Here is an 11,843-nt window from a genome sequence, read left to right as displayed (position 1 = left end):
AGGGAAACCAGGGATGAAACGCTATTTGGCGTGACTCGCCCGCTTCCCGCAAGGTCAGGAGTGCGAGGTAATGGCTTTCCGTGACAGAATGATGATGCCCGTGGAAAAAAGCGCGGTGAAATGCTGCGCTCGTCTGGAATGTGCCGAAAACGGATGCTGGCACATTGGATGGCGGCGGCAGGCTTTGCAGTAAATCCGGTTTTACGCTGCGCCCCGAGCAGGACAGCGAACCGGGAGCGGCTTTGGGGTCAAAGCCACCCCCGGTTTTTTGACTTAATGTTGAGTTTTTCCGATCAGGCGCGAGCGCAGCGAGTTCGAGATGTGGTCGAACAGGAAGACGACGAACAGGATGAGCAGGACCATATAGGCAACCTTGTCCCAGTCGGCATTGGTGCCCATCGCTTCCAGGAGTTTCAGGCCGATACCGCCGGCGCCGACCGCACCGATGATCGTGGCGGAGCGGGTGTTGCTTTCCCAGAAATAAAGCGACTGGGAAATGAAGACCGGCAGGACCTGCGGCAACACGCCGAAACGATTGACCGCAATCGGAGACGCGCCGACCGACTTGACGCCCTCGCGCTGCTTGTCGTCCACATTCTCCAGAGCCTCGGCATAGACCTTGCCGAGCGCGCCGGTATCGGTGAAAAAGATCGCGGCAATGCCGGGGATCGGTCCGGGGCCGAAGCTGCGGGTGAAGAACAGTGCCCAGATCAGCATGTCGATCGAGCGCAGGAAGTCGAACAGTCGCTTCATGCCCCAGTTGGCTGCCTTGTTGGCGGTGATATTGCGTGCAGCGATGAAGGCGAGCGGCAGGGCAACGAGCGTACCGAACAGCGTGCCCACAAAGGCCATGACCAGCGTCTGCATCAGCTTGGAGAAAATATCGGCATGCTGCCAGACGCTGTTGTCGAGGAAATCACCGGCCATATTGCTGATATTGGAGCGCTCCGGATCGAGCCTCTCCCCCCACAATGCCAGAGCGGCCAGTTCGCCGTAACCCTTGCCCCAGAATTCCGACTTGGTATCAAACAGGAAGTTGGCCCATCCGAGGAATCGCCGCTGGACATAGACCTGGCTGGTGCGGATTTCCGCCTGACCGGCGAAACCGTAATGCACGAGAACCTTGTTGCCGTCCTGCCGGATTTCTTCCGGAAGAACCTCAGGCGCAAGAGCGGCGTCGCCATTGATGATGACGGGATAGTTCTTGCCTTCGACATAGACGTCCACCCGGGTCGGGGTCACATCGAGGCGATTTTCCGTACCCGCATAAATGACGCTGTAGCCGCCATCTGGCAGGGGCTGCAACCAGTCGATCTTTGCATCGGTGGGGTACTGTCCACGGCTCGACCATTGCGGATCGACCTTGCCGTCTTCAAAACGCAGACGGGGCTGCGCGCGCCAGGAATACCAGTCCTGAATATAGCTCGACGCGCGATCCCACCGGCCCTGCATGAAGGTCGGCCCGACATTGAAGAAGAAGAAGCAGGCAGTAAGATAGACGAGGACGGCGGCAATGCCCGTCAACAGGCCGTATCGCTGCATGAAACCGCGATTGAAAATGGCGGGATGCGCGGCCGTCAGCCTCTCGCGGTCGGCGGTGTTGAGAATGAAGCTGGACGACATCAGGCCGCTCCCCGTCCGAATTCAAAGGATTGATGGCCGATCAGCCTGCGGCGCAGCCAGCTGGAAAACTGGTCGACGGCAATGATGGTGATCAGCAGCAGAATGATGATGGCATAGGTCTTGGAGGCATGGTCGTTACCGATCGAGAGCCGGAAGACCTCGCCGATGCCGCCGCCGCCGACGGCGCCGATGATGGTCGAGGCGCGCACGTTGATTTCGGCGCGCAGCAGCGCGTAGGAAACGAAATTGGGCAGAACCTGCGGCACGATGGCGAAGCGCACCCGCTCCAGCCAGTTTGCGCCGGATGCGCGAAGGCCTTCATCCGGCTTCATGTCGGCATTCTCCACCACTTCGAAGAACAGTTTGCCGAGAGCCCCGATCGTATGAATGGAAATCGCGATGATCGCCGCAATCGGCCCAATCGAGAGAATGGCCGTGAGCAAGCCGGCGACGACGATTTCGGGAAAAGCACGCAGCACTTCCATCACGCGACGCACGATCCAGCGCACAACGCCTGAACCGACAAGATTGGTGGAGGCGAAGAAGCAGAGCACGAAGGCAAAGCTCGTGCCGATGATCGTCGAAACCAGTGCGATATTGAGGGTGATGATCAGCTGGTAGATGAAATGCGGTATGTAGAAGCTGTCGGTGACGTAAACGCGATCCGCGACATAGTTGTATTTCATCGACCCGTTGTCATAGGGAGACGGCAGGTCGAACATCGCCCGGAAGATTTCCAGCGGACTATCCGGCACGAATGTCTTCAGGAAGTCGAAGAAATACGGCAGCCGCTCGAAGAACTTGCCCGAATTCGCCTCGTTGGCGAAATTCAGCGACGCTGCGAGAATGATCAGAAAGACCACGAGCGAGATGACGGTATAGATCCGCCGTGTCGCAAGCTGCTGTTGATAGTGACGCATGACCGTTCGGGACGATGCGCTCAATCCCTCGGGCGTGAGGGTACCAGGTTGCAGTGTGGTCGCCATGCCGCTCTTCCTTTATTGGCAAAAGCGGCGATGCCGCAAGGCACCGCCGCTTCCGGAACATGATGTCAGGATCAGCCGCCGATAACGGACTTACGGGCGTCGACGATCGTCTGGTAGAAGGACGGGTCAACCTTGATATAGGCAGTGTTCTTGCCCTGGGTGTAACCCTGGAAGCAGGCGAGGTCCTTCTTGGGCAGTTCCATGAAGAAGTTCTCGACTTTCTGCTTCATGCTGTCGCCGAGCTTGTTGGCGACCATGAGCGGGCCGTTCGGGATCAGCGGCGACTTCCAGACTTCGACGATATCGTCCATGTCGAGGTTGCCCTTCTTCACCATCTGGTGAAGGTTGCCGCCGGAATAGCCCTCTTCCCACTTGCCAACGCCCGAACCGAAGGTGGTGCCAACGTCGAACTTCTTGTCGAGAACGGCGAGAACGAGGTTCTCATGGCCGCCGCCGAAGCCGGTTTCAGCGAAAAATTCCTTGATCGGCGTACCGGTTTCCTTCGGAATGGCGACGTTCGGAACGAGGAAGCCGGAGGTGGAGTCAGGGTCGGCGAAACCGATCTTCTTGCCCTTGGCGTCTGCCAGCTTCTTGATGCCGCTGTCCTTGCGGGCAACCATGATGGTGTAATAACCGCTGGAACCGTCAGAACCCGTATAGGTCAGGATCGGATCGACGGCCTTGGGGTCTGCGAGCGCGATCTTGGCGTAGGAGGAAGCGCCCATGGAGGCGATGTCGATGGTGCCGCCGAGCAGGCCCTGGATGACGCCGTTATAGTCCGGCGACGGGAAAACCTGAACTTCGGAAACGCCGGTCGCGGCCTTCAGGCCATCGGCAACGCATTTCGTGCTGCGGATCATGTCGGCTTCGTTCTCGGAACCGTCGAGACCGATGCGCAGGACCTTGACGTCCTGAGCCATGGCGGAACCGGCCAGAACGCCAAGGGCGACTGCCGAAAGAAGGACTTTCTTCAACATGGACTTTCTCCTGTTTCCCGGCGAGCCGGAGTTTGTTGTGAAGTATCGGCCCTTGACGCGGGCACAAACGATACTGGGCGGTCCTTCAGAGCCCGGCGAGAGCCAGCGGTTCGGAACCGGCAGATTGCTGAACCGGCCGCGAAGCAAGCTGCGCGCCGGGAATATTGATGCTGGTTGAGGTCATCGTCTCGTCGATGCCGGCGCCGTGCGAATCCGTGCCGTAGATTTCCGTGACCGCCGCCGCCGTCAGTTCAGCGGGCGTTCCGTCGAAGACGACGCGGCCCTGCGACATGCCGATGATGCGTTCGCAATAATTGCGTGCCGTATCCAGCGTGTGCAGGTTTGTCATGACGGTGATGCCTTCACGTTCGTTGATGTCGCGCAGCGCGTCCATCACGATCTTGGCGTTCAGCGGGTCGAGCGAGGCGATCGGCTCGTCGGCCAGAACCATCTTGGGAGACTGCATCAGCGCCCGGGCGATGGCGACGCGCTGCTGCTGGCCGCCGGAAAGCGTACCCGCCGCCTGCATGGCCACATGTTCGATGCCGAGCCGCTCGAGAGCGGCGATCGCCATCAGACGCTCTTCATCCGTGAAGATGTTAAAGAGGCTGAGCACCGTCGAACGGTGATTGAGGCGGCCGAGCATGACGTTGGTGAGCACGTCGAGGCGCGGCACCAGATTGAATTGCTGGAAGATCATGGCGCAGTCACGCTGCCAGTTGCGCAGCGCCGCACCCTTCAGCGCCGAGACTTCCGTATCGTTGAAATGGATGGAACCCGAGGAAGGGTCGACGAGGCGGTTGATCATGCGCAGCAGCGTCGATTTTCCAGCGCCCGAACGCCCGATCACGCCAACCATCTGGCCCTGCGGTATCTCGACATTCACGGAATCAACCGCAGTGTGGTTGCCGAAACGGCGCGTGACTTGCTTCAGGTGAAAGCTCATTTCCCCGTCCAATCTTCTTGTTACGGGGTTCGACCTAGCAGCGGTCCGTGAAGTGTGGATGTCAGTTTGATGAATAAAATATTACAGAATTCGCAGATAGCGCGTCCGCGTATTCGCCGACAAACCTTCTGTCTGGCATTACAAGGGGTTGAAACCCCGGCCCGACAGCTTTTTTCCTTACCATTCCAGTAGCGCGGATCCCGGGATATGATGCCGGGTTCCGCAATTCAGGTGGAGTTTAGCCGGCGTATTTTGTCACGAAATCTTCTGCGGCGAGGTTCCGGAAATCGTCCAATGCGATGCGTAGCGTTGCGTGATCCCAGTCCCACCATTTCAGAGCGTCCATGCGGCTTCCGAGTTCCTCCGGGAAACGTTCCCGGATCAGCCGGGCAGGTACGCCGCCGACGATGGTATAGGGCGCCACATCTTTCGAGACGACCGCACCGGCCCCGATCACCGCACCGTTTCCGACGGTGACGCCGGGCAGGATGGTTGCGCCATGGCCGATCCACACATCGTTTCCGATCACCACGCGCTTGGCGCGCCGGGCGGCGAAAAAGTCCGTTTCATCCTCCGCATCGTCCCAGTAGCTGCGGGCGCGATAGGTGAAATGATGCAGCGTTGCCCGCGACATCGGATGATTGGTGGCGTTGATACGGACGGAGGCAGCAATGTTGACGAATTTGCCGATGCTTGCGCACCAGATCGCGCCGTCCTGCATGACGTAGGAATAGTCGCCCATCTCGACTTCCTCGATGCGGCAGCGTTCCGAAATTTCGGTGTAGCGGCCGATCGATGAATTGGTGACGCGGGCGCTTTCATGAATGACGGGTTCGAGACCGACCTTGACGCTCATGCCGCCACCTTGCGCGGTGAAAATTGCGCGACGTCCAGAATGCGGTCGGCCACGGCTTCGCGCACTTCCTCATCATGGAAAATGCCGAGCAGCGCCGTGCCCTTCGCCTTTTTCTCGAGGATCATGTCAACGACCACGCGGCGGTTGACAGCGTCCAGCGAGGCGGTCGGTTCGTCGAGGAGCAGGATCGCATGATCGGTGATGAAGCCGCGCGCGATGTTGACACGCTGCTGCTCCCCGCCCGAAAACGTTGCCGGCGGAAGCGACCACAATTCCCGCGGCAGGTTGAGTTTCGAAAGCAGCATGGCTGCCTGCTCGCGAGCCTCTTCCGCGGCAACCTTGCGGGCGAAAAGCGGCTCGGCGACGACATCGATGGCGGGAACACGCGGCACGGTGCGCAGGAACTGACTGACATAGCCAATGGTGCGGTGCCGGATTTCAAGGATCGTGCGCGGCGAGGCGTTGCCGATGTCGATGACCTGGTCCTCGTGGCGGATGAGAATCTGTCCACTGTCGATGGCATAGTTGCCATAGAGCATTTTCAGGATCGAGCTTTTGCCGATGCCGGACGGGCCGCCAAGCACGACACATTCGCCACCGGAAACGGAAAAACTGACATCGCGGACAACAGGCAGTTCGATGCCGTCGCGAAGATGCATGGTGAAGCTTTTGAAGACTTCCGAAACGATAAGAGGCGTCGGCATGGCGTCAAACCTGCAAGATGGAGGAAACAAGCAATTGCGTATAGGGTTCGCGCGGATCGTCCAGCACGCGGTCCGTCAGACCGTGTTCGATGACGTCGCCGCCCTTCATCACCATCATGCGATGGGAAAGCAGCCGTGCTACCGCGAGATCATGGGTAACGACGATGACGGCAAGGCCGAGATCGTTGACGAGGCCGCGCACGAGATCGAGCAGACGTGCCTGCACGGAGACATCAAGGCCGCCGGTCGGTTCGTCCATGAATACGAGACGCGGTGAGGTCACCAGGTTACGGGCGATCTGCAGACGCTGGCGCATGCCGCCTGAAAAGGCGCGCGGCTGGTCATCGATACGGTCGGTGCCGATTTCCACCCGCTCCAGCCATTCGCTGGCGGATTGCCGGATGTTGCCGTAATGCCGGTTACCAACGGCCATAAGCCGCTCGCCGACATTGGCGCCGGCCGAAACCGCCATGCGCAGGCCATCCGCCGGGTTCTGGTGCACGAAACCCCAGTCGGTCCGCATCAGGAAACGCCGTTCGGCCTCGCCCATATGGTAGAGGTCGCGCACCGAGCCGTCGCGCATGCGATATTCCACGCTGCCGGCCGTCGGCACGAGCCGGGTGGAAATGCAGTTGAGAAGCGTGGTCTTGCCGGAGCCGGATTCACCGACGATTGCCAGAACCTCGCCGGGAAAGAGTTCGAAGGAGACGTTACGGCAACCGGCGCGGTCACCGTAATATTTGGAAACGTCCCTGACTTTCAAAAGCGGTGCGTCGCTCATTCTGCGGCCTCCTTCACATCCGCAAGCAGATGGCCCTTGTGGCCATGGGCGCGGCGGTCCTCGCAATGGTCGGTATCGGAGCAGACGAACATCCGCCCGCCCTTGTCGTCCAGTACCACCTCGTCCAGATAGACATTCTCGCCGCCACACAGCGCGCAGGGCTTGTCAAAGCGCTGGATCTCGAACGGATGGTCCTCGAAATCGAGGCTGACGACATCCGTATAGGGCGGCACGGCATAGATGCGCTTTTCACGCCCGGCCCCGAACAATTGCAGGGCGTCCGACAGGTGCATTTTCGGGTTGTCGAATTTCGGTGTCGGAGAGGGGTCCATCACGTAACGACCGGCAACCTTCACCGGATAGGCATAGGTGGTGGAAATCCGGCCGTTGCGGGCGATGTCCTCATAAAGCTTGACGTGCATCAGGCCATATTCCTCCAGCGCATGCATGACACGGGTCTCGGTCTCGCGCGGCTCGAGGAAACGCAAAGGCTCGGGGATCGGAACCTGATAGACGAGAACCTGGCCCGAATGCAGCTCCTCTTCGGGAATGCGGTGCCGCGTCTGGATGATGGTGGCATCCTTGGTGCGGGTGGTCACGGCCACATTCGCCACCTTCTGGAAGAAGGCGCGGATGGATACGGCGTTGGTGGTGTCGTCGGCACCCTGGTCGATAACCTTCAGCACATCGTCGGGACCGAGGATGGATGCCGTCACCTGCACGCCGCCGGTGCCCCAGCCATAGGGCATGGGCATTTCGCGGGACGCGAAGGGAACCTGATAACCGGGAATGGCGATGGCCTTCAGGATCGCCCGGCGGATCATCCGCTTGGTCTGTTCGTCCAGATAGGCGAAGTTGTAGGCAGCCAGCCCGTCGTCGAATGAAACTTCTTTAAGCATTGCGCGTTAACCTTGCGAAAAAAGGAGTACAAGCTCATGGAGATTGGAATTCTTGCAGCCGTGTTCTTTGCTGTATTCGCAGCATCGACCGTCTTTTGCGCCTATTGGTTTGGCGAGCACAGCCGCTGAGCTATTCGGCCGCATCGCCCATCCATTCCGCGCCGTTGGAATTGATCGCGTCGAAATCGGTGCGCATTTTTCTGACCAGACCGAGTTCGGCCTGAAAATCCACGTAGTGCGGTAATTTCAGATGTTCGACGAAGCCAGTCGCTTGCACGTTGTCGGCGTGTGAGATAACGAATTCCTCGTCCTGAGCAGGGGCAACCACATCCTCGCCGAACTCGCCCGCACGCAGTGCGCGGTCCACCAGAGACATGGCCATTGCCTTGCGCTCGCTCTGGCCGAATACCAGACCGTAGCCGCGGGTGAATTGCGGTGGTGCCTTTGCCGAGCCCTTGAACTGGTTGACCATCTGGCATTCGGTCACCTGAATATCGCCAAGCGAGACAGCAAAACCAAGTTCGGGAACGTCAAGTTCGACTTCCACCTCGCCGATGCGGATTTCGCCGACAAAGGGATGCGTGCGGCCGTAACCGCGCTGCGTCGAATAGGCGAGCGCCAGAAGGAAGCCCTCGTCACCGCGCGCCAGCGATTGCAGGCGCAGATCACGCGGCATCGGAAATTCCATCGGTTCCCGTGTCAGATCGCCGGCAATGTGATCATCCGGCATGTCGCCGTCGCTTTCGATGAGCCCCTCTTCGGCCAGAATGTCGGAGACGCGCATGACATATTCCGGCTCTCCTTCACGTCGGGCAGCGGTCTCGACAGTCTCGTCTTCCAGAAGCGAGGGATCGAGCAGGCGGTGGGTGTAATCGAAGGTTGGCCCCAGCAATTGCCCGCCCGGCAAGTCCTTGTAGGTTGCGGAAACGCGGCGCTGCACCGTCATCTTTGCGGTATCCACCGGCAGCGAATAACCGAAACGGGGCAGGGTTGTGCGGTAGGCACGCAGCAGGAATATGGCTTCGATCATGTCGCCGCGGGACTGTTTGACGGCAAGGGCCGCAAGCGACTGATCGTAAAGCGAAGCCTCCGCCATCACCCGGTCGACGGCAAGCGAAAGCTGCGAGACGATCTGCGCCACCGACATGGCGGGCAGGTCGCGGTCTCCGCGCCGCTTGTCGGCCAGAAGCCGGTGGGCGTTGGCAATGGCGGTTTCCCCGCCTTTCACGGCAACATACATCTTACGCCTCCATCTGTTGAATGCGGGTGGTGCGTGGCAGGCACACGAATTTGTCACCAGCCGTCAGAATGACGTCGACGCCGCGCGGGAAAATGGCGTTGTTCTCTGCCCATAACATCGGGAATATATCCGGCAGGCCTGAGGGGCTGATGATGTTGACGTGACGGATGCCGGGACCGGAAAGCAGCAGCTCGCGCCCGCCGTCGAGATCCGGCAATTCGATGATAAGTGTCGTCGAACGGTCGGGATATTCCTGGCTTCCCTGCGCGAAAAGACCGAAGGTCGCAATTGCACTTCCCGCCTCGATGACGGCGAAATGCGCCTCGCCCTTCTCCTCTGTGGCAACCGCTCCGGTATGAAATCCGATCCAGCCCGGCACCGTCGTTTTCCGCAGCGCGCTGCTCAGCCAGACCGGCGTGTCGTGGTCGCAGAGCGCAAGAAGAACGGCGCCGGTTGCCGCGCAAAGCGGCAGGGGCGGGGCAACCGCCGTTTCGATGGCCTGCGGCGTGCCTGGCCGGGCCATGCCATCCATGAGTTTCTTGAAAACCCGTTGTGAATCGAAAACGGCGTCTGAAAAGCCGCCCGTCAATGCTTCAGCCTTGACACCCATCAATCTTCTCCTCGCACCATGGTGAAGAAATCGACCCTCGTTGCGGCGGTTTCTTTCGTTTTCCGGTCCGTCTCCTCGGTCAGCCTTTTTTCAACGGGTGAAAGAAGCTCGGTTTCGATGAAGCCGCGCGTCGGACTTTCCTGCCAGAGCGCGTCGAAAACCGCCGCATACCAGGCCTTTTTGCGGCCGGTGCCGAGCACATGCGCATGGCCGACTGTTCCGGAGGCAAGCTTGACGGTTGCCCTTGTCACGGTCGTTTCCCCGAGATTGAAGGGCGCACCGCCGCCGCCGATACGGCCCTTGACCATGACGAGGCCGGTTTCAGGCCCCCGCACGTTTTCCGTCTGCGGGCTGGCATCCTGCCGGTTCCAGACCGCCTCAAGTTCCTGAACGGTGGCGCGGGCAAGAAGTGCTGCCACCCGTTTCCTTTCCGTATGTAAATTCGCAGCTTCGTTATTCATCGCTTGACCTCTAATGTCTATTGATATAGACAACTATACAATATAAGCTACAATTAACGTCGATGAATGACAAGCGTGTGACATGAGCCCTTCGGCAGCAATGAAAAGAAAGAACGGCGTGGCGCTCTGGCGGCAGATCGCCGACCGGATCAGAGGCGAGATCGCAGCGGGCGATCACGACGAAACCGGCATGTTGCCGCCGGAAATGGCGCTGGCCGAAAAATTCGGCGTCAACCGTCATACCGTCAGAAGCGCCATAGCCGCCCTTGCAAGCGAAGGCATTCTTGAGCCGATGCAGGGGCGCGGCACAATGATTGCCCGCAAGGAACGCCTGAGCTTTCCGATTTCACGGCGCACGCGGTTCACGGCGGGCATCGGCGATCAGGTGAAGGAAATGGAGGCGCTGCTTCTTTCCCATATGATCGAGCCGGCAAATGCGGATCTCGCAGCGCGGCTCAAAGTGCAGCCCGGTGCGCCGCTCGTGCGTCTGGAAACCCTGCGCAAGGCCGACAACCGGCCGGTTTCCCGTTCCACCACATGGTTCCCGGCGGATCGTTTCGATGGGATCGGCGAGGCCTACCAAAAAAGCGGGTCGATCACCGCTGCCTTCGAAATGCTGGGCGTGGCGGATTATGTGCGCATCTCCACCGTCATTTCCGCAAGCCATGCGGATACGCAGGATCTGTCCGATCTCGAATTGTCGCCCGGCGCAATCCTGCTCGTCACCCAGGCGCTGAACGCTGATATGGATGGCATCCCGGTGCAATACGCCATCAGCCGGTTCTCGGCCGATACGGTTGAGTTCACGGTGGAGAATTAACGCGCAAGCGTAGCCGGAAACTTTATTCCGTCTGCGAAAGTCCGAGCACATCCAGCATCGAATAGAAGCCCGGCTTCTTGTCGAGCGCCCAGACAGCCGCCGCGATCGCGCCGCGTGCGAAGATGGAGCGGTCGCCGGCATAGTGGGAAAGCTCGACGCGCTCGCCCTCTCCGGCGAAGATCACCGAATGTTCACCGATCACCGAACCGCCGCGCAGCGTGGCAAAACCGATTGTGCCCGCCTCGCGCGCCCCCGTATGCCCGTCACGCACGCGAACGGAAGAGGTGGCGAGATCGACCTTGCGACCCGCTGCTGCCGCTTCGCCAAGCAAAAGCGCTGTTCCTGACGGTGCATCCACCTTGTGTTTGTGGTGCATTTCAAGGATTTCGATATCCCAGTTCTGCGCATCGAGAGCCTGGGCGGCCTGCTGCGTCAGGACGCTGAGCAGATTGATGCCGAGGCTCATATTGCCCGACTTGACGATGCGGGCATGGCGTGACGCCGCCTTGAATTTTTCCTCGTCGCCCAGTGAGCAACCCGTGGTGCCGATGACATGCACGATGCGGGCTTGCGCGGCCAACCCCGCGAAAGTGACGCTGGTTGCGGGGGAGGTGAAGTCGATCACCCCTTCCGCATGCAGGAAGGCCTGCAACGGATCGCTGGTGATTTCGACGCCGATCGGCCCGAGCCCTGCGATCTCGCCGGCATCGCGGCCGACGAAGGCTGAGCCTTCACGCGCGACGGCGGCATGCAGCGTGACACCCGGCGTCTGATGAATGAGGCGGATCAGCGCCTGTCCCATGCGCCCGGCCGCGCCGACCACCACCAGTTTCATGCCGCTGCTGCTCATGCTTTCACTCACTTTTTTATATCGGGCGGATCGAAACCCGCCGGTATCGGACGACTAACCTTTGCAGCGGCGACGTTAAAGCCCGCCTGC

At 60.0% G+C, this 11,843-nt stretch carries 13 protein-coding genes; 1 reads left to right on the top strand and 12 read right to left on the bottom strand.

The window, feature by feature from the left end:
• Positions 1-273: 273 nt before the first annotated feature.
• From phnE (OK142_RS19485) to phnG, 11 genes are all read right to left on the bottom strand, one after another.
• Complete coding sequence (gene phnE, locus OK142_RS19485; RefSeq protein WP_498684667.1) at positions 274-1,623, bottom strand: phosphonate ABC transporter, permease protein PhnE; 1,350 nt, start codon at positions 1,621-1,623, stop codon at positions 274-276.
• On the bottom strand, positions 1,623-2,609 hold the full coding sequence (gene phnE, locus OK142_RS19480) for a phosphonate ABC transporter, permease protein PhnE (RefSeq protein WP_035241417.1): 987 nt from the start codon (positions 2,607-2,609) through the stop codon (positions 1,623-1,625). Before phnE (OK142_RS19480) ends, phnE (OK142_RS19485) begins: the two co-directional genes overlap by 1 nt.
• Positions 2,610-2,680: 71 nt before the next feature.
• Positions 2,681-3,586: a phosphonate ABC transporter substrate-binding protein gene (gene phnD / locus OK142_RS19475; RefSeq protein WP_216330507.1), complete on the bottom strand. Its 906-nt coding sequence runs from the start codon at positions 3,584-3,586 to the stop codon at positions 2,681-2,683.
• An 85-nt stretch (positions 3,587-3,671) separates the two neighbouring features.
• Positions 3,672-4,532 (bottom strand): phosphonate ABC transporter ATP-binding protein, encoded by an 861-nt coding sequence (phnC, locus tag OK142_RS19470; RefSeq protein WP_498684666.1) that lies wholly within the window; start codon positions 4,530-4,532, stop codon positions 3,672-3,674.
• Between the two features lie 238 nt (positions 4,533-4,770).
• The gene (locus tag OK142_RS19465) at positions 4,771-5,388 is read right to left on the bottom strand and encodes a transferase hexapeptide repeat family protein (RefSeq protein WP_313607500.1); all 618 of its coding nucleotides are present in this window, start codon (positions 5,386-5,388) and stop codon (positions 4,771-4,773) included.
• Complete coding sequence (gene phnL, locus OK142_RS19460) at positions 5,385-6,092, bottom strand: phosphonate C-P lyase system protein PhnL (RefSeq protein WP_498684665.1); 708 nt, start codon at positions 6,090-6,092, stop codon at positions 5,385-5,387. Before phnL ends, OK142_RS19465 begins: the two co-directional genes overlap by 4 nt.
• Before the next feature lie 4 nt (positions 6,093-6,096).
• Positions 6,097-6,873: a phosphonate C-P lyase system protein PhnK gene (phnK, locus tag OK142_RS19455; RefSeq protein ID WP_003493188.1), complete on the bottom strand. Its 777-nt coding sequence runs from the start codon at positions 6,871-6,873 to the stop codon at positions 6,097-6,099.
• Entirely contained in the window at positions 6,870-7,772 is a 903-nt protein-coding gene (locus OK142_RS19450; RefSeq protein ID WP_003493189.1) for an alpha-D-ribose 1-methylphosphonate 5-phosphate C-P-lyase PhnJ, read from the bottom strand. Before OK142_RS19450 ends, phnK begins: the two co-directional genes overlap by 4 nt.
• Positions 7,773-7,902: 130 nt before the next feature.
• Positions 7,903-9,012 (bottom strand): carbon-phosphorus lyase complex subunit, encoded by a 1,110-nt coding sequence (locus tag OK142_RS19445; protein WP_498684662.1) that lies wholly within the window; start codon positions 9,010-9,012, stop codon positions 7,903-7,905.
• A 1-nt stretch (position 9,013) separates the two neighbouring features.
• Positions 9,014-9,622, bottom strand: a complete 609-nt coding sequence (phnH, locus tag OK142_RS19440) for a phosphonate C-P lyase system protein PhnH (protein WP_498684661.1) — start codon at positions 9,620-9,622, stop codon at positions 9,014-9,016.
• Positions 9,622-10,083 carry a phosphonate C-P lyase system protein PhnG gene (gene phnG / locus OK142_RS19435; RefSeq protein ID WP_035241421.1) on the bottom strand — a complete coding sequence of 154 codons (462 nt, stop codon included), beginning with the start codon at positions 10,081-10,083 and terminating at the stop codon, positions 9,622-9,624. The genes phnH and phnG overlap by 1 nt, the downstream gene beginning before the upstream one ends.
• Positions 10,084-10,165: 82 nt before the next feature.
• On the opposite strand from phnG, the gene phnF reads away from it, so the two are divergent.
• The gene (phnF, locus tag OK142_RS19430) at positions 10,166-10,903 is read left to right on the top strand and encodes a phosphonate metabolism transcriptional regulator PhnF (RefSeq protein WP_498684659.1); all 738 of its coding nucleotides are present in this window, start codon (positions 10,166-10,168) and stop codon (positions 10,901-10,903) included.
• Between the two features lie 22 nt (positions 10,904-10,925).
• Here the strand turns inward: phnF and dapB are convergent, their stop codons facing one another.
• Positions 10,926-11,753: a 4-hydroxy-tetrahydrodipicolinate reductase gene (dapB, locus tag OK142_RS19425; protein WP_498684658.1), complete on the bottom strand. Its 828-nt coding sequence runs from the start codon at positions 11,751-11,753 to the stop codon at positions 10,926-10,928.
• Positions 11,754-11,843 lie beyond the last annotated feature (90 nt).

This window comes from Agrobacterium sp. BT-220-3 (assembly GCF_025910175.1).
Taxonomy (GTDB): Bacteria; Pseudomonadota; Alphaproteobacteria; order Rhizobiales; family Rhizobiaceae; genus Agrobacterium; species Agrobacterium oryzihabitans.
The sequence above is the reverse complement of the archived record's forward strand: the minus strand, read 5'-3'. Positions and strand labels throughout refer to the sequence as shown.

Excerpts from the sequence above, each read along its gene's own strand:
- phnE (WP_498684667.1), bottom strand. The coding sequence starts at position 1,623 with ATGTCGTCCAGCTTCATTCTCAACACCGCCGACCGCGAGAGGCTGACG.
- phnE (WP_035241417.1), bottom strand. The coding sequence starts at position 2,609 with ATGGCGACCACACTGCAACCTGGTACCCTCACGCCCGAGGGATTGAGC.
- phnD (WP_216330507.1), bottom strand. The coding sequence starts at position 3,586 with ATGTTGAAGAAAGTCCTTCTTTCGGCAGTCGCCCTTGGCGTTCTGGCC.
- phnC (WP_498684666.1), bottom strand. The coding sequence starts at position 4,532 with ATGAGCTTTCACCTGAAGCAAGTCACGCGCCGTTTCGGCAACCACACT.
- OK142_RS19465 (WP_313607500.1), bottom strand. The coding sequence starts at position 5,388 with ATGAGCGTCAAGGTCGGTCTCGAACCCGTCATTCATGAAAGCGCCCGC.
- phnL (WP_498684665.1), bottom strand. The coding sequence starts at position 6,092 with ATGCCGACGCCTCTTATCGTTTCGGAAGTCTTCAAAAGCTTCACCATG.
- phnK (WP_003493188.1), bottom strand. The coding sequence starts at position 6,873 with ATGAGCGACGCACCGCTTTTGAAAGTCAGGGACGTTTCCAAATATTAC.
- OK142_RS19450 (WP_003493189.1), bottom strand. The coding sequence starts at position 7,772 with ATGCTTAAAGAAGTTTCATTCGACGACGGGCTGGCTGCCTACAACTTC.
- OK142_RS19445 (WP_498684662.1), bottom strand. The coding sequence starts at position 9,012 with ATGTATGTTGCCGTGAAAGGCGGGGAAACCGCCATTGCCAACGCCCAC.
- phnH (WP_498684661.1), bottom strand. The coding sequence starts at position 9,622 with ATGGGTGTCAAGGCTGAAGCATTGACGGGCGGCTTTTCAGACGCCGTT.
- phnG (WP_035241421.1), bottom strand. The coding sequence starts at position 10,083 with ATGAATAACGAAGCTGCGAATTTACATACGGAAAGGAAACGGGTGGCA.
- phnF (WP_498684659.1), top strand. The coding sequence starts at position 10,166 with ATGAGCCCTTCGGCAGCAATGAAAAGAAAGAACGGCGTGGCGCTCTGG.
- dapB (WP_498684658.1), bottom strand. The coding sequence starts at position 11,753 with ATGAGCAGCAGCGGCATGAAACTGGTGGTGGTCGGCGCGGCCGGGCGC.